General features: G+C 40.2%; 24 protein-coding genes. 2 read left to right on the forward strand and 22 right to left on the reverse strand.

Features of this window, described 5'->3' with window-relative positions:
• Positions 1-28: 28 nt before the first annotated feature.
• The 17 genes from rpoC to fkpA form a co-directional block, all read right to left on the reverse strand.
• Positions 29-4,255: a DNA-directed RNA polymerase subunit beta' gene (rpoC, locus tag QE177_RS13590; protein ID WP_280550434.1), complete on the reverse strand. Its 4,227-nt coding sequence runs from the start codon at positions 4,253-4,255 to the stop codon at positions 29-31.
• A gap of 115 nt (positions 4,256-4,370) precedes the next feature.
• Complete coding sequence (rpoB, locus tag QE177_RS13595) at positions 4,371-8,399, reverse strand: DNA-directed RNA polymerase subunit beta (RefSeq protein ID WP_280550436.1); 4,029 nt, start codon at positions 8,397-8,399, stop codon at positions 4,371-4,373.
• A 346-nt stretch (positions 8,400-8,745) separates the two neighbouring features.
• Positions 8,746-9,114: a 50S ribosomal protein L7/L12 gene (gene rplL, locus QE177_RS13600; protein WP_026823567.1), complete on the reverse strand. Its 369-nt coding sequence runs from the start codon at positions 9,112-9,114 to the stop codon at positions 8,746-8,748.
• A 61-nt stretch (positions 9,115-9,175) separates the two neighbouring features.
• A complete protein-coding gene (rplJ, locus tag QE177_RS13605; RefSeq protein WP_180558650.1) occupies positions 9,176-9,673 on the reverse strand; it encodes a 50S ribosomal protein L10 in 498 nt (165 codons plus the stop codon).
• A 305-nt stretch (positions 9,674-9,978) separates the two neighbouring features.
• Entirely contained in the window at positions 9,979-10,680 is a 702-nt protein-coding gene (gene rplA, locus QE177_RS13610; protein ID WP_280550441.1) for a 50S ribosomal protein L1, read from the reverse strand.
• 3 nt (positions 10,681-10,683) lie between these two features.
• Positions 10,684-11,112: a 50S ribosomal protein L11 gene (rplK, locus tag QE177_RS13615; RefSeq protein ID WP_026823564.1), complete on the reverse strand. Its 429-nt coding sequence runs from the start codon at positions 11,110-11,112 to the stop codon at positions 10,684-10,686.
• A 148-nt stretch (positions 11,113-11,260) separates the two neighbouring features.
• On the reverse strand, positions 11,261-11,806 hold the full coding sequence (gene nusG / locus QE177_RS13620) for a transcription termination/antitermination protein NusG (protein WP_026823563.1): 546 nt from the start codon (positions 11,804-11,806) through the stop codon (positions 11,261-11,263).
• Position 11,807: 1 nt separating this feature from the next.
• Complete coding sequence (gene secE / locus QE177_RS13625) at positions 11,808-12,191, reverse strand: preprotein translocase subunit SecE (RefSeq protein WP_026823562.1); 384 nt, start codon at positions 12,189-12,191, stop codon at positions 11,808-11,810.
• Between the two features lie 277 nt (positions 12,192-12,468).
• Positions 12,469-13,653 (reverse strand): elongation factor Tu, encoded by a 1,185-nt coding sequence (gene tuf, locus QE177_RS13630; RefSeq protein ID WP_135678135.1) that lies wholly within the window; start codon positions 13,651-13,653, stop codon positions 12,469-12,471.
• Between the two features lie 71 nt (positions 13,654-13,724).
• Positions 13,725-15,836: an elongation factor G gene (fusA, locus tag QE177_RS13635; protein WP_280550444.1), complete on the reverse strand. Its 2,112-nt coding sequence runs from the start codon at positions 15,834-15,836 to the stop codon at positions 13,725-13,727.
• Between the two features lie 76 nt (positions 15,837-15,912).
• Complete coding sequence (rpsG, locus tag QE177_RS13640) at positions 15,913-16,383, reverse strand: 30S ribosomal protein S7 (RefSeq protein ID WP_026822991.1); 471 nt, start codon at positions 16,381-16,383, stop codon at positions 15,913-15,915.
• A gap of 99 nt (positions 16,384-16,482) precedes the next feature.
• On the reverse strand, positions 16,483-16,857 hold the full coding sequence (rpsL, locus tag QE177_RS13645) for a 30S ribosomal protein S12 (protein ID WP_280550449.1): 375 nt from the start codon (positions 16,855-16,857) through the stop codon (positions 16,483-16,485).
• A gap of 131 nt (positions 16,858-16,988) precedes the next feature.
• Positions 16,989-17,294, reverse strand: a complete 306-nt coding sequence (tusB, locus tag QE177_RS13650) for a sulfurtransferase complex subunit TusB (RefSeq protein WP_280550451.1) — start codon at positions 17,292-17,294, stop codon at positions 16,989-16,991.
• Positions 17,295-17,311: 17 nt separating this feature from the next.
• On the reverse strand, positions 17,312-17,671 hold the full coding sequence (tusC, locus tag QE177_RS13655) for a sulfurtransferase complex subunit TusC (RefSeq protein ID WP_280550454.1): 360 nt from the start codon (positions 17,669-17,671) through the stop codon (positions 17,312-17,314).
• A 7-nt stretch (positions 17,672-17,678) separates the two neighbouring features.
• A complete protein-coding gene (gene tusD / locus QE177_RS13660) occupies positions 17,679-18,092 on the reverse strand; it encodes a sulfurtransferase complex subunit TusD (protein WP_280550456.1) in 414 nt (137 codons plus the stop codon).
• Between the two features lie 4 nt (positions 18,093-18,096).
• A complete protein-coding gene (locus QE177_RS13665; protein ID WP_280550459.1) occupies positions 18,097-18,801 on the reverse strand; it encodes a transcriptional regulator in 705 nt (234 codons plus the stop codon).
• Between the two features lie 463 nt (positions 18,802-19,264).
• Positions 19,265-20,002, reverse strand: a complete 738-nt coding sequence (gene fkpA, locus QE177_RS13670; protein ID WP_280550461.1) for an FKBP-type peptidyl-prolyl cis-trans isomerase — start codon at positions 20,000-20,002, stop codon at positions 19,265-19,267.
• 227 nt (positions 20,003-20,229) lie between these two features.
• Between fkpA and QE177_RS13675 the strand changes: the two genes are divergently transcribed.
• A complete protein-coding gene (locus QE177_RS13675) occupies positions 20,230-20,451 on the forward strand; it encodes a SlyX family protein (RefSeq protein ID WP_280550464.1) in 222 nt (73 codons plus the stop codon).
• 68 nt (positions 20,452-20,519) lie between these two features.
• On the opposite strand, the gene slyD is transcribed toward QE177_RS13675, so the two are convergent.
• From slyD to kefG, 4 genes are all read right to left on the reverse strand, one after another.
• Positions 20,520-21,074, reverse strand: coding sequence for a peptidylprolyl isomerase (slyD, locus tag QE177_RS13680; RefSeq protein WP_280550466.1), 555 nt, complete (start codon positions 21,072-21,074; stop codon positions 20,520-20,522).
• Positions 21,075-21,167: 93 nt separating this feature from the next.
• Complete coding sequence (locus QE177_RS13685) at positions 21,168-21,368, reverse strand: YheV family putative zinc ribbon protein (protein WP_280550468.1); 201 nt, start codon at positions 21,366-21,368, stop codon at positions 21,168-21,170.
• Positions 21,369-21,394: 26 nt separating this feature from the next.
• The gene (gene kefB, locus QE177_RS13690; protein ID WP_280550470.1) at positions 21,395-23,194 is read right to left on the reverse strand and encodes a glutathione-regulated potassium-efflux system protein KefB; all 1,800 of its coding nucleotides are present in this window, start codon (positions 23,192-23,194) and stop codon (positions 21,395-21,397) included.
• 2 nt (positions 23,195-23,196) lie between these two features.
• Positions 23,197-23,745, reverse strand: coding sequence for a glutathione-regulated potassium-efflux system ancillary protein KefG (gene kefG, locus QE177_RS13695; RefSeq protein WP_280550472.1), 549 nt, complete (start codon positions 23,743-23,745; stop codon positions 23,197-23,199).
• Positions 23,746-23,861: 116 nt separating this feature from the next.
• On the opposite strand from kefG, the gene QE177_RS13700 reads away from it, so the two are divergent.
• Positions 23,862-25,790, forward strand: coding sequence for an ABC transporter ATP-binding protein (locus QE177_RS13700; RefSeq protein WP_280550474.1), 1,929 nt, complete (start codon positions 23,862-23,864; stop codon positions 25,788-25,790).
• Between the two features lie 88 nt (positions 25,791-25,878).
• Here the strand turns inward: QE177_RS13700 and QE177_RS13705 are convergent, their stop codons facing one another.
• Positions 25,879-26,742, reverse strand: coding sequence for an SIS domain-containing protein (locus tag QE177_RS13705; RefSeq protein WP_280552290.1), 864 nt, complete (start codon positions 26,740-26,742; stop codon positions 25,879-25,881).
• Positions 26,743-26,963: the final 221 nt, after the last annotated feature.

Genomic DNA, 26,963 nt, shown 5'->3' on the forward strand with positions numbered 1-26,963 from the left:
GAGGGCATTTTTTTCAGATCAAGCTGCATTATTCGTGGTCTTGGTTACCAAAACCAGCATTTAGCAATTCTGCCAAATTCGCCGTTGCCTCATCAGCACTAACTTGTGATGATTCAATCGGTTCATTGACCATGTGACGGCGACGCATCCGATCTTGGTGATAGGCATAGCCTGTACCAGCAGGAATTAGGCGGCCAACAATGACGTTCTCCTTCAAACCACGAAGTTCATCACGTTTGCCAGCAACCGCCGCTTCAGTAAGCACACGGGTTGTTTCCTGGAATGACGCTGCTGAGATAAAGGACTCTGTCGCCAGAGACGCTTTGGTAATACCTAGCAGATCACGACTAAAGGTCGCAGGCACTTTCCCTTCTTGCTCTAATTTGCGGTTCGCTACTTTAACGCGAGCATACTCTACTTGTTCACCTTCCAAGAATTCAGAGCTACCAGCATCAGCAATTGTCACCTTACGTAACATCTGCCGAACGATAACTTCAATATGTTTATCGTTAATTTTAACGCCTTGTAGACGATAAACTTCTTGGACTTCGTTCGTGATATAACGAGCAACAGCATGCGCTCCACGCAAACGTAAAATATCATGCGGTGATTCCGGACCATCAGAAATCACATCACCACGCTCAACACGCTCACCTTCAAAGACATTAAGCTGACGCCATTTAGGGATCATCTCTTCGTATGCATCACCACCATCTATCGGTGTGATTACTAAGCGACGTTTACCTTTAGTTTCTTTACCAAAAGAAATAATACCACTAATTTCAGCCAGAATAGCCGGTTCTTTTGGTCGACGCGCTTCGAATAGATCTGCAACCCGTGGTAAACCACCAGTAATATCCTTGGTACCACCCGATTCTTGTGGAATACGCGCTAAGGTATCACCAATATTAATCGCCGCACCATCATCCAATTGAACAATCGCTTTACCAGGCAAGAAATATTGCGCTGGCATGTCAGTACCCGGAATTAATACATCATTGCCTTTCGCATCAACAACACGCAATGCAGGACGTAAATCTTTACTACCCGCCGTACGCTCTGCTGTATCAAGCACAACAATTGATGATAAGCCCGTTAGTTCATCTGTCTGACGTATAATAGATTGTCCATCTGCCATATCAGAGAAACGAATAATACCCGCAACTTCACTGATAACTGGCATGGTATGTGGATCCCAGTTCGCAACGGTTTCACCACCATTAACACCGTCACCATCACCTTTATTAAGGTGTGCGCCATAAGGTACTTTATAGCTTTCTTTAGTTCGTCCAAATTCATCTACCACACGCAATTCTGTATTACGAGAAGTGATAACTAAGTGACCTTCAGAATTTTTTACAAACTTGGCATTAACCAGTTTGATATTACCTTTGTTACGTACCTGAATGCTCGATTCCGCAGCAGCACGTGATGCCGCACCACCAATGTGGAATGTACGCATTGTCAACTGTGTGCCAGGCTCACCGATTGATTGAGCCGCAATAACACCAACTGCTTCACCTTTATTGATGATATGACCACGCGCTAAATCACGTCCATAACATTTCGCACAAACACCGAAATCAGTTTCACAACTTACAACAGAGCGCACTTTTACGCTATCAACAGAGTTGGCTTCCAGTTCGTCACACCATTTTTCGCTTAATAAGGTGTTACGTGGTATTAAAATATCAGCTGTACCAGGTACTAATATATCTTCCGCTGTGACACGACCCAAGACACGTTCACGTAAAGGTTCTTTAACATCACCACCTTCAATAACCGGTGTCATTAAAATACCACCGTGAGTACCACAATCATCCTCAGTGACAACCAGATCTTGTGCAACATCAACTAAACGACGGGTTAAATAACCTGAGTTTGCTGTCTTCAAGGCTGTATCGGCTAGACCTTTACGCGCACCGTGCGTTGAAATGAAGTATTGCAATACGTTCAGGCCTTCACGGAAGTTAGCTGTGATTGGTGTCTCAATAATCGAACCATCCGGCTTCGCCATCAAACCACGCATACCTGCTAACTGCCGGATCTGTGCCGCAGAACCACGCGCACCAGAGTCAGCCATCATAAAGATACTGTTGAACGAAACTTGTTGCTCGTCTTGGCCATCGCGGTTAACAACGGTTTCAGTGGATAAATTTTCCATCATCGCTTTTGCGACGCGCTCATTAGCCGCAGCCCAAATGTCAATAACTTTGTTATAACGTTCACCCGCAGTAACCAAGCCCGACTGGAACTGTTCTTGAATTTCAGCAACCTCAGCTTCAGCTTCAGCAATGATGCTGGCTTTCTTCTCCGGTATCACCATATCGTCAATACCAACAGAAGCACCAGAACGAGCTGCATAAGCAAAACCGGTGTACATGATCTGGTCGGCAAAGATAACCGTTGGTTTTAAGCCTAAAACGCGGTAACAAGTATTAAGCATTTTAGAAATTGCTTTTTTACCCAACGGCTGATTAACCAATGAGTATGGCAGACCTTTTGGTACGATCATCCATAAGATAGCACGACCAATGGTGGTATCAACTAACTGAGTTCCAGTCTCAACATTACCTTCACCATCACGCACTTCTTCTGTAATACGTACTTTAACGCGAGCATGTAAGGATGCTAAGCCTGCACGATAAACTCGCTCAGCTTCTTTCGGTCCAGACAATACCAAGCCTTCACCTTCAGCATTTACACAATCACGTGTCATATAGTACAAACCAAGCACTACGTCTTGAGAAGGTACAATGATAGGTTCACCACTGGCTGGCGACAAAATATTATTTGTCGACATCATTAAGGCTCGTGCTTCTAACTGTGCTTCTAAAGTCAGAGGGACGTGAACAGCCATCTGGTCACCGTCAAAGTCAGCGTTATAAGCAGCACACACTAATGGGTGTAACTGAATGGCTTTACCTTCAATCAGAATAGGTTCAAATGCCTGGATTCCGAGACGATGCAGTGTTGGCGCGCGGTTTAGCATCACTGGATGTTCACGAATCACTTCATCGAGAATATCCCAGACAACGGCTTCTTCACGCTCAACCATCTTCTTAGCCGCTTTGATCGTTGTCGCTAATCCACGTAACTCCAATTTACCATAAATAAATGGCTTAAATAATTCTAACGCCATTCTCTTAGGCAAACCACATTGGTGCAAGCGAAGATAAGGACCAACCGTGATAACGGAACGGCCTGAATAATCAACTCGCTTACCGAGTAAGTTCTGGCGGAAACGCCCTTGCTTACCTTTGATCATATCGGCCAAAGATTTCAGTGGACGTTTATTCGAACCAGTAATCGCTCGTCCACGACGACCATTATCCAGCAATGCGTCAACTGCTTCTTGCAGCATGCGTTTTTCATTACGTACAATGATATCAGGCGCCGCCAAATCCAATAGACGCTTTAAACGATTATTACGGTTAATAACGCGACGATATAAATCATTTAAATCAGAAGTAGCAAAGCGGCCGCCATCTAGCGGAACAAGCGGACGCAAATCCGGCGGTAATACCGGTAATACATTCAGAATCATCCACTCAGGCTTATTACCAGACTGAATAAACGCTTCTAGTAGTTTGATACGCTTAGTTAATTTTTTACGTTTAGTTTCAGAGTTAGTTGTATTTAACTCTTCACGCAATACTTCACACTCTTGCTCCAAATCAAGATTTTTTAGCAAAGATTGGATCGCTTCCGCGCCCATTTTGGCGTCAAATTCATCACCAAACTCTTCTAAAGCATCAAGATATTGCTCTTCAGTCAAGATCTGTCCACGTTCTAAGCTTGTCATACCCCCTTCGACCACAACATAGGATTCGAAATAGAGCACCCGCTCAATATCACGCAAAGGCATATCAAGCAACAAACCAATTCGTGATGGTAATGATTTTAAAAACCAGATATGTGCTGTCGGTGAAGCCAACTCAATATGACCCATACGCTCACGACGTACTTTAGTCTGAGTGACCTCAACACCACATTTTTCACAAATCACACCTCGGTGTTTTAATCGTTTGTATTTACCACACAAACATTCATAATCTTTAACTGGCCCGAAAATACGTGCACAGAAAAGACCATCACGTTCAGGCTTGAACGTTCGGTAGTTAATCGTTTCTGGCTTTTTCACTTCACCAAATGACCATGAACGGATCATATCTGGAGAGGCCAGAGCAATCTTGATCGCATCAAACTCTTCGGTTTTAGTCTGTGCTTTCAGAAACTTTAATAAGTCTTTCACGGAATGGCTCCTGTCGGAGTTAAACCTGCGAGGAAGCGGTTTTAGCCACTTCCTCCTAAACCCAGTGTAACAATTTGTAAAACTTAGTCGCTACTAGGCTTTACAACATCACTTATTACTCGTCTTCCAGTTCGATGTTAATACCCAACGAGCGGATCTCTTTCAACAATACATTGAAAGATTCCGGCATCCCTGGTTCCATCTGATGGTTGCCGTCTACGATGTTTTTATACATCTTAGTACGTCCGTTCACATCATCGGATTTAACGGTAAGCATTTCTTGCAAGGTGTAAGCGGCGCCATATGCTTCCAGAGCCCAAACTTCCATCTCACCAAAACGCTGACCACCAAACTGTGCTTTACCACCCAACGGTTGTTGAGTAACCAGACTATAGGAGCCTGTTGAACGCGCATGCATTTTATCATCAACAAGATGATTCAGTTTCAGCATATACATATAACCAACTGTCACCTGACGTTCAAATTTCTCGCCTGTACGGCCATCATACAATGTAATCTGACCAGAAGTCGGCAACTCAGCTAAAGTCAATAGTTCTTTGATTTCCTTTTCTTTTGCACCATCAAAGACTGGTGTTGCAATTGGCATACCTTTCTTCAAATTATGTGCTAACCGCAGAACTTCTTCATCAGAAAAGGTACTGAGATCAACTTTTTGACGAGGATCATCTCCTAAGTCATAAGCTTTCTGAATAAATTCTCTCAATTTAGCTACTTCACGCTGTTGTTTCAGCATGGTATTGATCTTGTCGCCAATACCTTTAGCAGCCATTCCCAAATGGGTTTCCAGAATCTGACCAATATTCATACGTGATGGTACGCCCAGTGGGTTCAAAACGATATCAACAGGGTTACCACTTTCATCGTAAGGCATGTCTTCAACTGGGTTAATTTTGGAAATAACCCCTTTGTTACCATGCCGACCAGCCATTTTATCGCCTGGTTGAATTTGACGTTTTACTGCCAAATAAACCTTGACGATTTTCAATACGCCTGGCGCTAAATCATCACCTTGAGTGATCTTACGACGTTTAGCCTCTAGCTTCTTCTCAAATTCAGCTTTAAGCTCATCATACTGCTCAGCCAATTGCTCTAACTGATTTTGTTTTTCTTCATCCTTCAATGATAATTCTAACCAACGCTCACGCGGTAATTTATCTAGCTTCTCACCTTCAATACCGCCATTAGTTAGTACTGCTCTGATACGGGCAAATAAACCGGCTTCAAAGATACGCAACTCTTCAGTTAAGTCTTTCTTCGCATCCCGAAGCTGCATTTCTTCAATTTCTAATGCTCGTTTATCTTTCTCTACACCGTCGCGTGTAAAGACTTGCACATCAATAACCGTTCCTGATACCCCATTTGGTACCCGCAGTGAAGAATCTTTGACGTCAGAAGCTTTTTCACCAAAAATAGCGCGCAGCAGTTTCTCTTCTGGCGTTAATTGGGTTTCACCTTTCGGTGTTACCTTACCAACCAGAATGTCGCCGCCCGTTACTTCTGCGCCGATATAAACAATTCCTGATTCATCCAATTTAGATAGTGCAGCTTCCCCTACGTTAGGAATATCTGCAGTAATCTCCTCTGGCCCTAACTTAGTATCACGCGATACACAAGCTAATTCCTGAATGTGAATGGTAGTAAAACGATCTTCTTGTACCACTCGTTCAGAGACCAAAATGGAATCTTCAAAGTTGTAACCATTCCAAGGCATGAACGCAACGCGCATATTTTGACCAAGAGCCAATTCACCTAAATCAGTCGATGGGCCATCAGCCAAAACATCGCCACGCTCAATCGGCTCACCCAGCGCAACACATGGCATCTGATTAATACAAGTATTCTGATTAGAACGCGTATATTTTGTCAGATTATAAATATCAATGCCGGCTTCACCAGGATACATCTCATCTTCATTAACTTTGATAACAATACGTGAAGCATCTACATACTGGACGGTACCACCACGTTTAGCAACTGCTGTTACTCCAGAGTCAACAGCAACGGCACGTTCCATACCCGTTCCAACCAGTGGTTTATCTGAGCGTAACGTCGGTACTGCTTGACGTTGCATGTTTGCACCCATCAATGCACGGTTGGCGTCATCATGCTCAAGGAATGGAATTAATGAAGCACCAACAGATACAACCTGTTGGGTTGAAACGTCCATATATTCTACTTGGTCTTGGCTAAATAGACTGGATTCACCTCTATTGCGGCAAGTGATTAATTCTTCAACAAACCGACCATCATCATCTAAAACAGTATTTGCCTGAGCAATGATGTAGTTACCTTCTTCAATCGCTGATAAATAATGAATTTCATCAGTTACGATACCATCCCGTACCAAACGATAAGGTGTTTCCAAAAAACCATACTCATTGGTTTGTGCATAGACAGACAATGAGTTAATCAAACCGATATTTGGCCCTTCAGGAGTCTCAATTGGACATACACGCCCATAGTGGGTTGGGTGTACGTCACGAACTTCAAAGCCAGCGCGTTCACGTGTTAATCCACCTGGGCCTAATGCTGAAATACGACGTTTATGTGTGATTTCAGACAGTGGATTATTCTGATCCATAAACTGCGATAATTGACTTGAGCCAAAGAACTCTTTAACCGCAGCAGAAATTGGCTTCGCGTTAATCATGTCTTGCGGCATTAATGCATCTAAATCACCTAATGACAAACGCTCTTTAACCGCACGCTCTACTCGCACTAAACCAACTCGGAATTGGTTTTCAGCCATTTCACCAACCGAACGAATACGTCGGTTACCTAAATGGTCAATATCATCAACTTCACCTTTACCATTACGAATATCAATGAGTTTTTTCATCACATCAATGATATCTTGTTTGCTTAAGATACTTGAGCCTTCAATCGCATCACGATCAAGTGAACGATTAAATTTCATCCGTCCTACAGCGGAAAGATCGTAACGCTCTTCAGAAAAGAATAAGTTCTCAAACAGATTTTCTGCCGCTTCGCGAGTTGGTGGTTCACCTGGGCGCATCATACGGTAAATTTCAACTAAAGCACTTAAACGATCATTGGTTGGATCAGTACGCAATGTTTCTGAAATATATGCCCCATGATCTAAGTCATTAGTAAATAAGGTCTCAATGGTTTTATAACCACCTTGACTTAGACGTGCCAATATATCCAGAGAAAGCTCTGTATTCGCCGTACAGATCAATTCGCCGGTACTTTCATCAATATAATCTTTAGCGACCACTTTACCTGCAATATATTCGACAGGCACTTCGATACTAGTAATTTTGTCTTTTTCTAGCTGACGAATGTGACGTGCGGTAATGCGGCGACCTTTTTCGATATAGACTTTACCGTTGGCTTCAATATCAAAAGAAGCTGTTTCGCCACGCAAACGTTCGGGTATTAACGTCATTAACAGCTTATTATCACGGATTTGAAAAATCGTCTTCTCAAAAAAGAGATTGAGGATTTCTTCGGTACCATAATCCATCGCACGTAGAATAATGGTTGCCGGTAATTTACGACGGCGATCAATACGAACGAAAAGATTATCTTTAGGATCAAATTCAAAATCTAACCATGAACCACGGTAAGGAATAATACGTGCATTATATAATACCTTACCTGAAGAATGCGTTTTACCTTTATCACTATCAAAAAATACGCCAGGACTGCGATGTAATTGAGAAACAATAACACGCTCTGTACCATTGATAATAAAAGTACCATTATCTGTCATGAGTGGAATTTCACCCATGTAAACTTCTTGCTCTTTTATATCCTTTACTGTGCCTTCTGGTGCTTCACGCTCGTAAATAACGAGACGTAGTTTAACCCGTAAAGGAGCAGAATAAGTGACACCACGGATCTGACATTCTTTAACATCAAATACAGGTTCACCAAGACGATAGCTAACATATTGCAATTCAGCATTGCCGCTATAACTTTGAATTGGAAATACAGAACGGAATGCTGCTTCCAGCCCATTCTGACCTTCTAAATCTTGCTCGATAAACTTAGCGAACGAGTCAAGTTGGATAGATAAAAGATAAGGAACATCCAAAACTTGCGGACGTTTGCCAAAATCCTTACGAATACGTTTTTTCTCGGTATAGGAGTAAACCATAGGGTTCCTCAGCTTGCTGATCAGTGGCCCACTCTGTCCGTCCTAAAGGACAGCATCTGCAACACTATTTTTTGGAACGGAAAACAGATTATTTTCCATAATACTTATTGCTATTACTCTTAAATCATTTCATTGCATTATATGGCTACCAAGCTTTAATTGTCAGAGTCATAAACACAGTATATTAAGTCGTCAATAGCAAAAAGCATTGAAAGGATAAATCAGTAACTAAACAGTGTGAAATATTACTGATACCCTAATACACTTTAATAGCGCAAAAAGGCTGGTGACTATAAAATCACCAGCCGTCAGCCTATAAAATCAGGCTGCCAACTTAAAGCAAAGCTTATTTAACTTCAACAGAAGCACCCGCTTCTTCCAGCGATTTCTTCAATGTTTCAGATTCTTCTTTGCTTACTGCTTCTTTAATTGTTGCTGGCGCTGATTCTACCATGTCTTTAGCTTCTTTTAGTCCTAAACCAGTTGCCGTACGAACAGCTTTAATAACTGCAACTTTGTTAGCACCGATAGCAGACAAGATAACATCAAATTCAGTTTTTTCTTCAGCTGCTTCAGCTGCACCTGGTGCTGCAACTGCTACTGCTGCCGCAGCAGAAACACCAAATTTATCTTCCATCAAAGTGATCAGTTCAACAACGTCCATTACAGACATAGCTGCAACTGCATCAAGAATTTGTTCTTTAGTTATAGACATAACAAGGGTTCCTAAAATTCAGAAATATTTTATACGTTAAAAAGCAACGACGGAAATAGGCTTAAGCAGCTTCTTTCTGGTCACGTAGTGCCGCCATAATGCGAGCCAATTTACCTGCAGAGGCTTCTTTCATGGTTGACATCAGACGTGCAATTGCTTCTTCGTAAGTTGGAAGAGTTGCCAAACGATCAATTTGATTCGCTGGAATAAACTCTCCTTCAAAGGCTGCTGCTTTAATCTCGAATGCTGGATTCGCTTTCGCGAATTCTTTAAACAAACGAGCTGCTGCGCCCGGATGTTCTTTAGAAAAAGCAATCAAGGTTGGACCAATAAACGCTTCTTTAAGGCACTCGTAAGTAGTACCTTCAACAACACGACGCATCAACGTATTACGAACAACACGAAGATAAACACCGGCTTCGCGACCTGCTTTACGCAGTTCAGTCATTTTATCTACAGCTACACCGCGGGAATCCGCGACAACTGCAGACAGCGCACCTTTGGCTACTTCGCTGACTTCAGCAACAATCGCTTGTTTGTCTTGAAGATTTAGTGCCATTAGCTTCTTGCTCCTGGATTAACCGGGTTATCCCGGGACTCACATCACTCAAAACATCCCATATGTTTGAGCGTTAAATACGGTGAGCAGAATCCAGAAATTAATCTTAGTGGCTCTGTCACCGTCTACGTAGGATATTAAGTAATCACTTACACCTACGGTCTTGGACGGGGCCTGGATAAGGCCAGGCACCAACCTAAATTCAGAGTTTGTTATCGCTTATTAAAATAGAGATAACAAACATAGGGCGTCAAATTCTATACAAATTTAACACAAAGGTAAAGCAAAAAATGATATTCAAAAAATTACGCTGACGCAGATAATCCTGCTTGATCAACGGCAACACCAGCTCCCATCGTGGTAGATAGGCTAATTTTCTTAATATAAACACCTTTAGCAGAAGATGGTTTTGCTTTTTTCAACGCAACCAACAGTGCTTCAAGATTTTCTTTCAATTTACTATCGTCAAAGTCAACTTTACCAATAGTGGTATGAATGATACCGTTTTTATCATTACGATAACGGATCTGTCCCGCTTTGGCATTTTGAACCGCTTCAGCGATATTTGGCGTTACTGTACCAACTTTAGGGTTTGGCATTAAGCCACGAGGCCCTAAAATCTGACCTAACTGGCCAACAATACGCATAGCATCTGGCGAAGCAATAACAACATCAAAGTTCATTTCGCCCGCTTTAATTTTATCAGCCAGATCTTCCATGCCAACTAATTCAGCTCCAGCAGCGGTTGCTGCTTCAGCATTTGCTCCTTGAGTAAATACGGCAACACGAACAGAACGACCTGTACCATGCGGTAAAACCGTTGCACCACGAACATTTTGATCAGATTTACGTGCATCAATGCCAAGATTAACTGCGACATCAACGCTTTCTACAAATTTAGCAGTCGCTAACTCTTTCAAAAGTGTAATGGCTTCAGAAATATCATAGTATTTAGTTGCATCAATTTTTTCACGGATAGTGCGCATACGCTTGGTTAGTTTAGCCATTGATTAACCCTCCACTACCAAGCCCATGGAACGAGCAGTACCTTCAATTGAACGCATCATCGCTTCAATATCAGCCCCTGTCATATCCGCAGCTTTAGTTTCTGCAATTTCACGAATTTGTGCGCTGGTTACTTTGCCAACTTTCTCTTTATTTGGTTTACCTGAACCTGACTTAACACCCGCTGCTTTTTTGAGTAATACGGCGGCAGGCGGTGTCTTGGTTATAAACGTAAATGAACGGTCTGAATAGACAGTAATTACAACTGGAATTGGCAAGCCTTTTTCTAAGCTATCTGTTTTAGCATTAAACGCTTTACAAAATTCCATGATATTCACACCTTGCTGACCCAAAGCTGGACCAACAGGAGGACTAGGATTAGCCATGCCTGCTGCAACTTGCAGCTTAACATAGGCTTGTACTTTCTTAGCCATGCATAATTTCCTCTAATTGGGTAATGTCGCTTCAATTATGAAGCTCCCCTGTGTATATAATGACCTGTACAATTTTCAGGCCACAAAAAATAAAAGCGCGGAATTGTAGCCAAATTTTCCGCCTTTTACAAGCAAGTTGTCAAGTGTATTAGACTTTTTCTACTTGGCTGAAATCTAACTCCACCGGTGTTGCACGACCGAAAATAGAAACCGATACTTTGAGACGGCTCTTTTCATAGTCAACTTCTTCAACCACACCGTTGAAGTCTGCAAATGGACCATCACTAACACGAACCATTTCTCCTGGCTCAAACAAGGTTTTTGGTCGTGGCTTATCCCCTACTTGCTGCAAGCGATTCATAATCGCATCAACTTCTTTATCGCTAATAGGAGCTGGGCGATCTGGTGTACCACCAATAAAACCCATAACACGTGGAACACTACGCACTAAATGCCAGCTATCATCATCCATGGTCATTTGAACTAAAACATATCCTGGAAAGAATTTGCGTTCACTTTTACGACGTTGGCCACTTCGAATTTCCATCACTTCTTCCGTTGGCACCATCACTTCACCAAACTTATCTTCCATAGCATGTAACTTGATATGCTCACGCAATGACTGGGCCACTCTAGCCTCAAAACCAGAAAATGCTTGAATAACATACCAGCGTTTTTTAGGGGATTCCGACATTTTAGAACCTCAGGCCTGTAATAAATGAAACTAAACGCACCAGTATACCATCTAATCCCCAAAGAATTAGTGCCATAACGGCAGTAACTGCCGCAACAATTAATGTTGTCTGTAATGTTTCCTGGCGCGTTGGCCAAATGACTTTACGCATTTCAATACGAGCTTCGCGAGCAAATGCTAAAGTTGCTTTTCCTTTTGCTGTCCACAATGCAATGCCACCAGCAAGCGCGGCAATAGCAACAACTGCTATGACACGTAATGCAAGATTGTATTGTCGGAAATAATAATTACCAACAATAGCAATAACTAAAAGAATCGCGACTAATACCCATTTTGCTACATCAAAACTACGTCCGCTTTCTTGAGCATCGCTATTCGCACTCATAAATCAACCCGTTACTATGATATAATAAAAAGTCAATTTGCCTCGTAAAACAATTCAAATTTGACCGAAATAAAACATACCACTATTGTATCTCACTTTACGCCATAAACCAGTATGACATTTAACTATTGAGAGACATCCAATAATTCTTTATATCAGAGCCTATCTCACCAATAATTGACCAGATAAACTATTGATGAAATAGGTTCTTAAGTTATCTAAGCTAGTATAAAAAAGGCATCAGATGATGCCCTTTTTACAATTATTGCTTTAAAGATCAAGCAATAATTTTAGCAACGACACCCGCACCTACTGTACGACCACCTTCACGGATCGCAAAACGCAGCCCTTCATCCATCGCGATTGGCGCTATCAACGTCACTTTCATGTTGATATTATCGCCTGGCATTACCATCTCTACGCCTTCTGGCAATTCGATTGTGCCCGTTACATCCGTCGTTCTAAAATAAAACTGAGGACGGTACCCCTTAAAGAATGGCGTGTGGCGTCCGCCCTCATCTTTGCTCAAAATATAAACTTCTGATTCAAATTGAGTATGCGGTTTGATTGAGCCTGGTTTGGCCAATACTTGACCACGTTCGACATCTTCACGCTTGGTACCACGTAATAAAACACCTACGTTTTCACCTGCACGACCTTCGTCTAACAGTTTACGGAACATTTCTACGCCAGTACACGTCGTCTTCGTCGTCTCTTTAATGCCGACGATTTCCACTTCTTCACCAACTTTAACAATACCACGCTCTACACGGCCTGTTACTACCGTTCCACGACCTGAGATCGAAAACACATCTTCGATTGGCAACAAGAATGGCTTATCTATCGCACGCTCTGGTTCTGGGATATAGCTATCTAACGCTTCCGCTAACTCAATAATTTTCGCTTCCCACTCAGCAACGCCTTCCAGCGCTTTCAACGCTGAACCTCTGATTACTGGCGTGTCGTCGCCTGGGAAATCATACTGAGAAAGCAGCTCACGCACTTCCATTTCAACCAATTCCAGCAACTCTTCATCATCAACCATATCACATTTATTCAGGAAAACGATGATATAAGGAACACCTACTTGGCGACCTAATAGGATATGCTCACGAGTTTGTGGCATCGGACCATCGGTTGCCGCTACCACTAAAATTGCGCCGTCCATTTGTGCTGCACCGGTGATCATGTTTTTTACATAATCTGCGTGGCCTGGGCAATCTACGTGGGCATAATGGCGTTTAGGTGTATCATATTCTACGTGAGAAGTAGAAATAGTGATCCCGCGCGCTTTTTCTTCTGGTGCATTATCAATTTGATCAAATGCACGCGCATTACCGCCATAAGTTTTCGCTAATACGGTGGTGATTGCAGCAGTTAAAGTTGTTTTACCATGGTCAACGTGGCCGATTGTACCAACGTTAACGTGCGGTTTATTACGTTCAAATTTTTCTTTAGACACGACTCTATTCCTTATAGAGTTCTCTCAAACAATAAGAGAGAACCAGATTAAATAGTTAAACCGAAAGCCAATTACTTAGCTTTACGAGCTTCAATAATTGCTTGGGCAACATTGGTTGGTGCTTCATTATACTTCAAAAATTCCATTGAGTAAGAAGCACGACCTTGAGTTTGTGAACGCAGATCGGTGGCATAGCCAAACATTTCTGACAATGGTACTTGAGCACGAACTGTCTTACCAGTTGCTGTATCTTCCATACCTTCAATCATACCACGACGACGGTTCAGGTCACCAATTACGTCACCCATATAGTCTTCAGGCGTTTCAACTTCAACTTTCATGATTGGCTCCAGTAAAACTGGACCTGCTTTCATGAAACCTTCTTTGAAAGCCATAGAACCTGCAATTTTGAATGCCATTTCCGAGGAATCAACCTCATGATAGGAACCATCATACAATGCCACTTTGACATCAACAATGGGGTAGCCCGCCAGAACACCATTTTTCATCTGTTCTTGAACGCCCTTATCCACCGCAGGTATGTACTCTTTAGGTACAACGCCCCCAACGATTTCATTGTGGAATTCATAACCAATTTCATGGCCTGCTTCCAAAGGTTCAACGCGTATCCATACATGACCAAATTGACCACGACCACCAGACTGACGAACAAACTTACCTTCCTGCTCAACAGACTTACGAATAGTCTCACGGTATGCTACTTGTGGTTTACCAACGTTCGCTTCAACTTTAAATTCACGACGCATACGATCAACCAAAACTTCCAGATGCAACTCACCCATACCAGCAATAATTGTCTGACCAGATTCTTCATCTGTTGACACGCGGAAGGATGGATCTTCTTGAGCCAAACGACCTAAAGCAATACCCATTTTTTCTTGGTCAGCTTTAGTTTTTGGTTCAATAGCAACCGAGATAACGGGCTGAGGAAATTCCATACGCTCCAAAATAATTGGCGCATCCATACCACATAGAGTATCACCGGTAGTCACATCTTTGAGGCCGATAGCGGCAGCAATATCACCCGCTCGGACTTCTTTAATTTCTTCACGTTTATTAGCATGCATCTGAACGATACGACCAAAACGCTCTTTTTTATCTTTAACTGGGTTAAGAACGGTATCCCCTGAGTTAACGACACCAGAGTAAACCCGGAAGAAAGTCAAATTACCAACAAATGGGTCAGTTGCAATTTTGAATGCCAATGCTGAAAAAGGCTCATCATCACTTGCATGACGTTCTGCTGGTGTGTTTTTACCATCAGTTAAAACACCATTAATTGCAGGAATATCAGTAGGTGCAGGTAAATATTCAATAACCGCATCCAGCATTGCTTGCACGCCTTTATTTTTAAAGGCCGAACCACACGTAACCAGAATAATTTCATTATTCAATACGCGCTTACGTAATGCTTGTTTGATCTCTTCTTCTGACAGCTCTTCGCCACCAAAATATTTTTCCATCAACTCATCTGATGCTTCGGCCGCAGCTTCAATCAGCTTACCATGCCACTCTTCAGCTTGAGCTTGCATGTTTGCTGGAATATCTTCATAAACGAAAGTGACGCCTTGATCACTGTCACTCCACTGGATTGCTTTCATTTTAACTAAATCAATAACACCAGTGAATGACTCTTCAGCACCAATAGGTAACTGAAGTGGAACGGGTATTGCTGCCAGACGTGTTTCAATCTGTTCAACAACACGCAAGAAATTAGCACCCATGCGATCCATTTTATTAACAAATGCGATACGGGGTACTTGATACTTATTTGCCTGACGCCAAACTGTTTCAGATTGTGGTTGGACACCACCAACTGCACAATAAACCATTACCGCACCATCAAGAACGCGCATAGAACGTTCTACTTCAATCGTGAAGTCAACGTGTCCTGGTGTGTCAATGATGTTGATACGGTGTTCGTCAAACTGTTTACCCATACCAGACCAGAAAGCAGTAGTTGCAGCTGAAGTGATAGTAATACCACGCTCCTGCTCCTGCTCCATCCAATCCATTGTTGCTGCGCCATCATGAACTTCACCAATTTTATGGCTCACGCCAGTATAAAATAGGATACGTTCGGTTGTAGTGGTCTTACCAGCATCAATATGGGCACTAATACCGATGTTGCGATAACGCGTAATGGGAGTTTTACGAGCCATTTTTTCCTCTCTCGTGAACGTTCAATTCGTACAAGGGTAACACCAAGTTACCCTTACGAAACATAACTAGCGAAAGCTACCACCGATAGTGTGCAAACGCCTTGTTAGCTTCTGCCATACGATGAACATCTTCACGTTTTTTAACAGCAGTGCCTTTATTTTCAGCCGCATCAGATAATTCGTTTGCTAAGCGCAAAGCCATCGATTTATCACCGCGTTTACGAGCAGCTTCAACAATCCAACGCATTGCTAATGCATTACGACGGACAGGACGAACTTCAACAGGAACCTGGTAAGTTGAACCACCAACACGGCGTGATTTCACTTCCACTGTTGGACGAACATTGTCCAGAGCAATTTCAAAGGCTTCTAAATGATCTTTTCCAGCACGTTGAGCCAGGGCCTCAAGCGCACTATATACAATTGCTTCTGCAGTAGATTTTTTACCATCTACCATCAAAATATTAATAAATTTAGCCAATAATTCTGACCCAAACTTTGGATCTGGCAGAATTTTACGTTGACCAATTACACGACGACGTGGCATGGATATACTCCGTTGTTAAATTCAGGGTTGTCCAAAACTCTATGAGTTTATTTTGACATTAAAAATTAAATGTTTGGCCTTACTCTTAACGGAGAACCATTAAGCTTTCGGCTTCTTAGCGCCGTATTTAGAACGACCTTGTTTGCGATCTTTTACACCAGAACAGTCTAGTGCACCGCGAACAGTGTGATAACGCACACCTGGTAAGTCTTTGACACGACCACCACGAATCAAGATTACTGAGTGCTCCTGCAAGTTGTGGCCTTCACCACCAATATAAGAAGACACTTCATAACCATTAGTTAAACGAACACGGCATACTTTACGCAATGCTGAGTTAGGTTTTTTAGGGGTGGTTGTATATACGCGAGTACATACACCACGTTTTTGCGGGCAAGCTTCCAGTGCTGGAACGTTGCTTTTCACAACTTTCGAGCTACGTGGTTTGCGAACCAGCTGATTAATTGTTGCCATTAAAAAAGCTCCTGGTTTTTTGCTTCGTAAACACGGATATTTTCCTCGTTTATCGTCATGATAAAACACGAGGACGCGAAATTTTATTGCTGACAGAGACAGGTGTCAAGAAATATACAAAGGATCATCCATTACCAAGCAAAATATTGTGGATGTTTTACCGTTAATTGCACAAAATCAACATAAGATATCTGACGGACATAAGATGACATATATGGCATTAAGCCCCTTGCTTCTACATCATCTTGTAAAGCAAAAACATGAATCCCTTTATCTTTTAATTGTATTAAATAATTATTATCTTTATTACTCGATGCTATTTTATGTCCTAGCAAAACACCATCCTGGAGTAATAGTACCTCATCCTGCTCTGTTAAGAGGTTAATTAATGAATTAAAGTCACTATAATAAGGGGAAGTCGAAATGGTATATAGCATATTAGCCTTCTATTTAACTAGAAAGTCAGAATTACATCATAATCTGCTAAGTTACGCCTAAGTCTATCAGCAGAAATAACTGTTGCTGGTAGGATAAAACATCTGTCAGAAGAAAATCCTCTTGTTTCAAGATCTTCCTGACAGATATAGCAAGCATTAATATCATATAATGGTAGTAATTTATAGGTTGCAATATAATCACGCGCCAAGAGTTTATTAGGATTTTGTTTCGCCAATAATTGACAGACGCCATCAGAAATAAAGAAAACACCAATATTTTCAGTTAATGCAGAAGTCGCAAGTAAAGCATCTAATCCTTCACGACCACTCGAAGTTCCATGAGGTGTTTTCATAAATACAAATGCTATTTTTTTCATATTTATCTCAAAATTGGACTGTGCGATCACAAACGAGCATGGCCTCAGCCAAACTACCTAATCCGCTCAATACAAAATCTTCATCTAAATTAGCACAGGGTAAGCTACTATTTTTGGCCTCAGTTTCATCGATAATACCCCGTCGCAAAGCAGCAGCAACACAGATATTCAATTGACATCCTGTCTGCTGTGCTAATGTTTTCCAACCCATAAGTAAATTAAATTCATCACTAGCCGGTGAAATTAATTGATTACCGTTATAAACACCTTCTCGATAGAAAAAAACGGTCTTTAATATATGCCCTTCCATAATCAAAGCATTCGCGAATCGCCAAGCATTGGTGGCCTGCTGAGTTCCATAAGCAGGCCCTGTCACTAATAGGCAATAAGTCAAAGACTTATTCAAAGTAGAAGCACACATTTATTTACTCACCACTTTTAAACTGCCGTATATAAAGATAAACAGTATGCTTAGAAATATTCAAACGATCAGCAACCTGATTAATCGCATCTTTAATATCAAAAATCCCTTTTTCATATAAATTGAGCACGACTTGTCTATTTTTCATATTATTTGGTACATTGCGATCAACATTAACTTCTTCTATGGTAAATTCCAATGCCTGAGCAACAAGATCATCAACACAAGAGGCAAAATTTACGTTGGAAGCAACTTCATGGCTTTTTTCCGGCACAAATGTTTTGACTATCTCAGAAAATGGCACATCTAGATTCATATTAATACAGAGTAAACCAATAACCCGCCGCCTGGGATTACGGATGGCAATAGTGACTGATTTCATTAAAGCGCCACTTTTTGCACGCGTAAAATAAGCTTTCGAGACACTGGAATCAATATCGGTCATATCATGAAGCATACGTAAAGCTAAATCGGTAATTGGCGAACCAATCATTCGGCCTGTATGTTCGCCATTAGCTATTCTGACCGCTGAACATTTTAAATCTTCAAGTGAATGAAGAACAATTTCACAATGCCCACCAATTAACATAGCCAAACCATCAACCATAGATTCATAAGATTTCAAAATCGCATAATCTACACCATCAAACGGTTGAGCATCCAGTAAATCATTATCACAGCTATCATTAGAATATAATAGGTTAGACATTCAGACTCCATCCTCCACATATTGACGAAACTTTATTAAACGATTATGTGAGTAAACACCCGATCTTATTATTAATGTGCAATTTATTTAGCAATCATCAATACGCTAGACTTACGGTAAAAAGAATCTAAGACGTTAAAACCACAAAGACCGATCGTCAAGGGATCTTGTGTCAGACCTTTGGCCTGTCTCACAGGACATAAACAAAAAAGTAACTTAATCATTTAATTTAGACAAAAATCACAAAAAAACCTGTTGATACTATTTTAAGTAAATAAAATAATATTAACATTTATAGAAATGCATTAAATTATATTCGAGATATTTATTGATAATGCGCAATTTCTATTACCGCACTTTTATTTTCACTCATCATAAATTATATAAATAAATCGTAACTATTATTTTTAATATAATAAAAATGCTAAAGACAGAGTTCAACTCTGCCTCTTTTGCCACTCAATTATTTCTTTGTCGATTCGATATCTAATAACTCAACATTAAAGATCAACGTTGAATTCGCTGGAATTGCGGCTGATGCAGATTTACCGTAACCCAGTTCTGGGGGAATAATAAGTTGGATTTTGCCGCCTTTTTTCAATTGTTGCAAACCTTCTATCCAACCTGGAATCACTGAGTCTAGAGCAATTGTTAACGGTTGATTACGTTTATAAGAACTGTCAAATACCGAGCCATCGATTAAACGCCCTTCGTAATTTACCACTACAGTATCTTTATCAGTTGGTTTTGCTCCTTGGCCTGGTTTTTCAATTTTATAAATTAATCCGCTTTTTGTTTTTATTGCACTTTTTTCTTCTTTGAGATATTTGGCGCGATACTCATCACCCAATTTACCATTCTTTTTACTCTCTTCTTCCATTTTGGCCTGAGCAGCAGCACGTACTTTTTCTTCAAATGCTTTTAATGTTGTTTCTATTTCTTGATCACTAAGTTTACTTTTATTAACAAATGCATCCTGTACACCCGCTAAAAGCTGTTGCCTATCAAGATTAATACCGATAGATTTTTGCTGCATTAAAGAATTATCCATGTAACGACCCAGCGATGCACCTAATGCATAAGCGCTACGCTGATCTTCATTATCAAATTTCTTAATTGCATCAGCAGCGAATACTTGCGACGTATTTAGCACCATAGACAAAGTTGTCACTAACAAAGTCGTTTTAAATAGTGATTTCATTCAGTTCTCCAATTACTTTTATTTATTTAAATCAAGTCATAGTAAAATGTGTTAGCTAATCAACTGCGAGATAATACAATAAGTTAGGGGATTAAATATAGTTAAACCACGCCAATAAAAAGAAGTTACATGGCAAATCATAATAGAAAAAACTTCTCTAAGGCTTTATCTATAGGCATTATAACGAATATCCAATCTATGTATTTCACTCCCGACAGGAGGTTCAAGTGGATTTACTTAAAAAATATGAAGAAAGACTTGAAGATTTGGAAAGCAAGTTATCTTTTCAAGAGATCACCATTGAAGCACTTAATCAAGTGGTTGTCGAACAACAACTTGAAATGGTTAAGTTAAAAGAGCATGTGCAACTGGTTACAGAACGATTGAAAGCCACACAATCATCACTGTTAGCGCCAATTACTGAAGAAACTCCACCACCACACTATTAATCAGCCAGAAAATCAGCGAGCATATTTTCTCGCTGATCTATTACAATCTCGGCGATTATTTTATCAACTTAATGGCAACCACAACCACCATGTCCATGAGAACAATCTTTGTCACCATGATGTTCACCATGACAACAACCACCCTCATGACCATCCTCATTATGGACATGGCCATGTGCTAATTCTTCATCCGTTGCTTCCCGAATGGCGATAATTTCAACATTAAATTTTAAATTCTGCCCAGCTAACATGTGATTACCATCCACGATAACCTCATCACCTTCTATACCCGTAATTTCTACTGGTACTGAACCCATATCGGTATCAGCTAAGAAACGCATACCAACTTGTAGCTCATCAACACCCACAAAAACATCTTTTGGTACACGTTGAACTAAATTATCATCATACTGACCATAAGCGTCATCAGCTTGGATCTCAATATCGAAGTGTTCACCAACACTGCGTCCTTCAAGTGCCTTTTCTAAACCTGAAATCAAAGAACCACGACCATGCAAATAATCAAGTGGCGCACTGGCCAATGACTCATCAACTAATACATCATCTTCTGTTCTCACTTGATAAGCCAGGCTCACCACTAAATCTTTCGCTACTTTTTTCATTACATCTCCTACAACGCCGTGGATAAAAAATTTTTCCGATTGTACAAAAAAAAAGTACAACTGTATTGAAACTTATAAAAAACGTTATTTTTATTACAAAGTAAAAATATCTATTCGCAGATTTTTATCTTTGCGATGACTATCCGAGCCATCTACCGTTTGAGATTGTTTATAATGACATTTTTTACATTCAACGTAATCAAATGCATTTTTTTGCCAAAACATCAGCGTATCTTGAGATTGGCACTGAGGACAAACAGCGCCAGCAATGAATCTTTTACGTATTACAGACATCCACTATCTCGCTAATTAATCTTATGTTAATCCCAACTTTTTGGTTGTCCCCGCTCTTGCGTTATTTCTATTTCAAACAATTCTTCAAGCTCTCTACGCGCCTCTTTGATTCGAGTCGCTTGACCAATTTCTCCCTCACCCGCTTTGGGGGAATTTTCTTTAAATATTTTAACATCTAGTCGACGAAAATGCTGTTTTGCTCGATGAGCCTGATGAGGATGTATACCTAGATTTATCAATGTCCTTTCACCCATCTCAAGAGCACTGACAAACGTCTCTCGGCAAAAATCTGTCACCCCATTTTCTCTTAATTGATGCGCTTCAAAACGTCCTCGTGCTCTGGCTATAATATGAAGATTAGGAAAATTAGCCTGACATAAATGAACGATCCCCATCACTTCTTCTGGGTTATCACTGGTAATAACAATAACACTGGCTTTTGCCGCACCTGCCGATCGCAATAATTGCAAATCTTGCGCATCACCATAATAAACTTTATAGCCATAGCGTCGCATCGTATGAATTGCACTAACATTTTGTTCTAATACCGTAATACGAATTTTATTGGCCATTAATAAACGACCAACAACTTGACCAACGCGCCCAAACCCTACCAAAATAACTTGCGGATCGGTATCCTCAACAAAAGGTTTTTCAATCGGCTCATTACGCACATTATACCAGTGAGTCAGTAATTTGCTGATTAGCTGCATTAACGGTGGCGTTGTCATCATAGATAATGTAACAATAACTAGTAGCAATGACATCTGTTCATTATTCATTACTTTGACATTAATCGCCGTAGAAAAGATAATAAATGCAAATTCACCGGCCTGACTCAACACACCAGCAAAGAGTAGACGTGAAGAGCGACGCACACGCGCTAGCCAACCTAAAATATAGAGAATAGCAAATTTTAATATTATCAAGATCACAACACCGACAATTATTTCTAATAAATGTGACCAAAGGATCGCTAAATTAAGTGACATGCCAACAGATATAAAAAACAAACCTAGCAGTAAACCTTTAAAAGGCTCTATGGTGATCTCTAACTCATGACGAAACTCTGTATCAGCTAGTAGTACTCCGGCCATAAATGTGCCCAACGCCATAGAAAACCCCAGTTTCTCCATAAAAAAAGCCGCCCCTAATACGACAAGTAAAGAGGCGGCAGTAAATATTTCATGAATACCGGACTTAGCAACCAAATGAAATAATGGCCGTAATAAATAGCGCCCTCCGACCCATAAACCAACAAAGGCAATCACTTTTAGCCCAATTTGATACCAATCGCTATCTGCTGTTCCACTGGCAAGAAATGGAATAAGCGCCAATATTGGGATCACTGCCATATCTTGAAAAAGTAAAACAGAAAATCCCAACCGCCCACTTTCAGTATTATTCATGTTCCTTTCATGCATAATTTGTAAGGCAATTGCCGTTGATGACATCGCTAAGCCCAACCCACCTACGACTGCGGCTTGCCAAGAAAAATGAATAATAATAAGCAAACCAGTAACTAATGCTGCTGTTATAATCACTTGAGCGGTGCCAATAACAAAAATTGAACGCCTTAATGTCCATAATTTAGTTGGATTAAGCTCCAGTCCAATTAAAAACATTAAAAAAACCACGCCAAGTTCAGCGAAGTGCATAATTTCATCAACATTTCTTATAAAACCGAGTATAAATGGCCCAATGACAATACCCGTTAATAGATATCCTAATACCGCTCCTAGACGAATTTTTTGAGCAATAGGGACCATAATGACACCCGCAAGCAGGAATATCATAATAGAACGGAATAAACTAAATTCTTCCATAGCTATAAGCCTCCATGTTCTAAGGGTGATCTTAGCCACTCACGATAGGCTTTTGCACACTCCTGCATATCTTCAAGGGACTGTCTTCTTGCCATATAAATAATTACTGGCGATAACCACTGCATTTCACACATTAAGGCAATAAGTTCAAAAGGCCGTAACAATTCAGTTAATGGAAAACGGTTATAACCACCATATTGATAAGCTTCCTGAGGCTCTCCTGTGGTAATAACCGATCGCCAATATTTGCCTTTCAGTTGTTTACTTTGCTCACAAACAAAATTTCTCGTTAATACTCTATCAAACCACTCTTTCAAAAGAGATGGACAACTATAGGTATAAAGCGGATGCTGAAAAATGATAATTTCGTGCTGACAAAGTAACTTTCGTTCATAATTAGCATTAATAAAGTAGTCAGGATAAGTACCATATAAATCATGTATCACAACATTGTCTAAATCCTGCACATATTCAACGAGCATCTTATTCGCCACAGATTCAGTAGGTTCAGGATGTGCATAGATAATGAGAATCTTGGGTGGTAGCGACATAATTAGCTCCTCAAAAGCGTGCCAGAAGCACAATTTTTAGTTAACATACACACCAAAGGCCATTTATATTCTTTAAAATTATAAATGATTTAATATATTATCAAGATACGGTTTATATGATTGTATTTTCTTCACTACAAATACGTTGTGGTATTCGAGTTTTATTAAATAATGCAACAGCCTCCATCACACCAGGCCAAAAAGTAGGCTTAATTGGCAAAAACGGCTGTGGAAAATCGACTTTATTTTCTTCAATCAAAGGTGAAATACAACCTGAAGCAGGAAGTATTACTTTTCCAACAACTTGGGCTCTCGCTTGGGTCAATCAAGAAACACCTGCCCTAAAAAAATCTGCCATTGAATATGTGATTGATGGCGATCATGAATACCGCAAACTAGAAAAACAATTGCAACAAGCAAATGACAAAAATGATGGTCATGCTATTGCATTAATACATGGTCAACTGGATGCGATCAATGCCTGGTCTATTCGCGCTCGTGCCGCTAGTTTATTATATGGTTTAGGTTTTTCCCAATTACAAATAGAAGAACCGGTTAGCGTTTTTTCCGGCGGATGGCGAATGCGACTAAATCTAGCGCAAGCTTTAATTTGCCGTTCTGATCTCTTGTTACTCGATGAACCGACTAACCATTTAGATTTAGATGCGGTTATTTGGTTAGAAAAATGGCTTAAAAATTATCCCGGTACGCTAATCCTGATTTCCCACGATAGAGGTTTCCTTGATCCTATCATTGACAAAGTGCTACATATCGAACAAGAAAATTTATTTGAATATACGGGTAATTATACTTCCTTTGAGCAACAAAGGGCGACTAAATTAGCCCAACAACAAGCGCTTTACGAGAATCAACAGGAAAAAGTAACTCACTTAAAAAAATATATTGATCGCTTTCGTTATAAAGCGTCAAAAGCTAAACAAGCGCAAAGCCGGATTAAAATGCTAGAGCGTATGGAGCTAGTCGCCCCTGCTCATGTTGATAACCCATTTCATTTTTCGTTTCGAGCACCTGATTGTTTGCCTAATCCTTTGCTTAAAATGGAAAAAGTTAGCGCAGGTTATGGCGACAAAGTGATCTTAAAATCGATTAAACTTAATCTGGTTCCTGGCTCAAGAATTGGTTTACTCGGCCGTAACGGCGCGGGTAAATCAACTTTAATCAAGTTACTTTCTGGTGACCTATTACCCCAGCAGGGGGAAATTTCCTTAGCTAAAGGCATTAAACTCGGTTATTTCGCTCAACATCAATTAGATTATCTACGAATGGATGAATCGCCTTTACAACATCTTAGTCGTCTTGCTATGCAAGAAACTGAACAACATTTGCGCGACTATCTTGGTGGCTTTGGCTTTAAAGGCGACAAGGTAAATGAGCCATGCAGGCATTTTTCCGGTGGGGAAAAAGCGAGACTAGTATTAGCCTTGATTGTCTGGCTGCGGCCTAATCTTCTGCTACTTGACGAGCCCACTAACCATTTAGATTTGGATATGCGACAGGCATTAACAGAAGCATTGATAGCATTTGATGGTGCCTTAATTGTTGTGTCTCATGATCGCCATTTACTGCGCTCAACAACCGATGAGTTTTACCGCATTCATCAAGGTCAGGTTGAACCTTTTGACGGTGATCTGGAGGATTATCAAAAATGGTTAACCGAACAGAATAAACAACAGCACCAACAAATTCGTCAGGAACAGTTACAAGATAAGATGCTATCAGGTAACTTAACTGCCCAAGATCGTAAAGAACAAAAACGACGTGAAGCAGAATTCCGCCAACGCACGCAACCAATCAGAAAACAGTTATCAGTGTTAGAACAAAAGATAACAAGTTTAACTAATCAATTAGTTCAAATTGAACAAAAACTGGCTGACAGTGATATTTATAACCATAATCGTAAATCTGAGCTTAACAATTACCTAAAACAGCAAACTGAAACAAAATTGGCATTAGAGGAAGTCGAAACCGAGTGGTTAGCAAGGCAAGAAACACTGGAAAATATGATAAAAGAGTTCGAATATTAGGCATAACTCAATTCAACGCTGATCTTTTTTCATATAATTAATAAAACATGACTAAGAGAAGCTTGAATGAGGTTAGTGCCATCAGTCACTACTCGTCTAATTTGTTGATCATTAAACGGGCATCTATGATTAATGATCTGGCTTTTTCCTCCCGTTTTTGTAATAGCGCTAGGAATAACAAATCGGTCAGCGTATTTTGTGCGGCACGAGAAGAAATTGATGAACTACGCCATTCATTTTCACCTGCAACACTTTCCAATACATAATCAGCTAATTTCACTAATGGTGTTTGTAGTTTATTACCAACAATAGCAATCACCTTAGCTCCATGCTGCTTAGCAATTGCTGCTGCCTCGCAAATATTTTTTCGCTTACCACTAAATGAAATAGCAATCTGAATATCTTTTGAAGTAAGGGTTAGTGCTGTTGTTATCTGAACATGGTGATCTAAATCAACTAGCGTAGTAATACCTATTTTTTGCAATTTATAATAGAGATCTTTGGCTACTAACCCTGACCCACCAATGCCAACAATCTGTACTCTTTGTGCATTATTAACCAATGTAGCAACTTTATTAAAAATAGGATAATTAATTCGTCGTGTTGTTTCCATGACAGAATCAATTTTTTCTTGTGCCAGTTTCTGTGCAATAACCATCAAACTGTCATTGCTAGCTATCTGATTATGAATAACTTTATGTGATCGCTCAGTGAGTACTTGCTTACGCCCTAACTCTTCGCTAATAGCCAGTTTTAAAGCCGGGAACCCCTTTACACCAACTTTCTGACTAAATTTAACAATAGCGGATTGACTGACACCTATTTGCTCAGCGATTTGTTGTGATGAAAGTAGTAATACTGCTTGTGGTTGTTCAAGAATAAAGGTTGCGATTTTCTGCTGATTTAACGCTAACTGAGGTAACAACCATGAAATTTTACTCAATATCGCCATACTATACTTAAGATTATTCATAATATCAGGATCACCGATTAAAATAATTATGATAAATTATTCCTATTTTATTATTTATTATTCTAATCAATTAATGGCTGTTTAAACAAGAAATTAGCTCGCAAAATATTATTTTCATTTTTCTCTTATTCCCTTATTACCATTAAATGAGAATAGATCGCTTTGTGATCAATAACACATATAAAGAATAAATAATTCCT

Origin of the sequence: Arsenophonus sp. aPb, assembly GCF_029873475.1 — a bacterium.
Taxonomy (GTDB): Bacteria; Pseudomonadota; Gammaproteobacteria; order Enterobacterales; family Enterobacteriaceae; genus Arsenophonus.

What these genes read in the sequence shown, in the direction of transcription:
- rpoB (WP_280550436.1), bottom strand. Translation starts at nt 8,399, where the DNA reads ATGGTTTACTCCTATACCGAGAAAAAACGTATTCGTAAGGATTTTGGC.
- rplL (WP_026823567.1), bottom strand. Translation starts at nt 9,114, where the DNA reads ATGTCTATAACTAAAGAACAAATTCTTGATGCAGTTGCAGCTATGTCT.
- rplJ (WP_180558650.1), bottom strand. Translation starts at nt 9,673, where the DNA reads ATGGCACTAAATCTTCAAGACAAACAAGCGATTGTTGCTGAAGTCAGC.
- rplA (WP_280550441.1), bottom strand. Translation starts at nt 10,680, where the DNA reads ATGGCTAAACTAACCAAGCGTATGCGCACTATCCGTGAAAAAATTGAT.
- rplK (WP_026823564.1), bottom strand. Translation starts at nt 11,112, where the DNA reads ATGGCTAAGAAAGTACAAGCCTATGTTAAGCTGCAAGTTGCAGCAGGC.
- nusG (WP_026823563.1), bottom strand. Translation starts at nt 11,806, where the DNA reads ATGTCGGAATCCCCTAAAAAACGCTGGTATGTTATTCAAGCATTTTCT.
- secE (WP_026823562.1), bottom strand. Translation starts at nt 12,191, where the DNA reads ATGAGTGCGAATAGCGATGCTCAAGAAAGCGGACGTAGTTTTGATGTA.
- fusA (WP_280550444.1), bottom strand. Translation starts at nt 15,836, where the DNA reads ATGGCTCGTAAAACTCCCATTACGCGTTATCGCAACATCGGTATTAGT.
- rpsG (WP_026822991.1), bottom strand. Translation starts at nt 16,383, where the DNA reads ATGCCACGTCGTCGTGTAATTGGTCAACGTAAAATTCTGCCAGATCCA.
- rpsL (WP_280550449.1), bottom strand. Translation starts at nt 16,857, where the DNA reads ATGGCAACAATTAATCAGCTGGTTCGCAAACCACGTAGCTCGAAAGTT.
- tusB (WP_280550451.1), bottom strand. Translation starts at nt 17,294, where the DNA reads ATGCTATATACCATTTCGACTTCCCCTTATTATAGTGACTTTAATTCA.
- tusC (WP_280550454.1), bottom strand. Translation starts at nt 17,671, where the DNA reads ATGAAAAAAATAGCATTTGTATTTATGAAAACACCTCATGGAACTTCG.
- tusD (WP_280550456.1), bottom strand. Translation starts at nt 18,092, where the DNA reads ATGTGTGCTTCTACTTTGAATAAGTCTTTGACTTATTGCCTATTAGTG.
- QE177_RS13665 (WP_280550459.1), bottom strand. Translation starts at nt 18,801, where the DNA reads ATGTCTAACCTATTATATTCTAATGATAGCTGTGATAATGATTTACTG.
- fkpA (WP_280550461.1), bottom strand. Translation starts at nt 20,002, where the DNA reads ATGAAATCACTATTTAAAACGACTTTGTTAGTGACAACTTTGTCTATG.
- slyD (WP_280550466.1), bottom strand. Translation starts at nt 21,074, where the DNA reads ATGAAAAAAGTAGCGAAAGATTTAGTGGTGAGCCTGGCTTATCAAGTG.
- QE177_RS13685 (WP_280550468.1), bottom strand. Translation starts at nt 21,368, where the DNA reads ATGTCTGTAATACGTAAAAGATTCATTGCTGGCGCTGTTTGTCCTCAG.
- kefB (WP_280550470.1), bottom strand. Translation starts at nt 23,194, where the DNA reads ATGGAAGAATTTAGTTTATTCCGTTCTATTATGATATTCCTGCTTGCG.
- kefG (WP_280550472.1), bottom strand. Translation starts at nt 23,745, where the DNA reads ATGTCGCTACCACCCAAGATTCTCATTATCTATGCACATCCTGAACCT.
- QE177_RS13700 (WP_280550474.1), top strand. Translation starts at nt 23,862, where the DNA reads ATGATTGTATTTTCTTCACTACAAATACGTTGTGGTATTCGAGTTTTA.
- QE177_RS13705 (WP_280552290.1), bottom strand. Translation starts at nt 26,742, where the DNA reads ATGGCGATATTGAGTAAAATTTCATGGTTGTTACCTCAGTTAGCGTTA.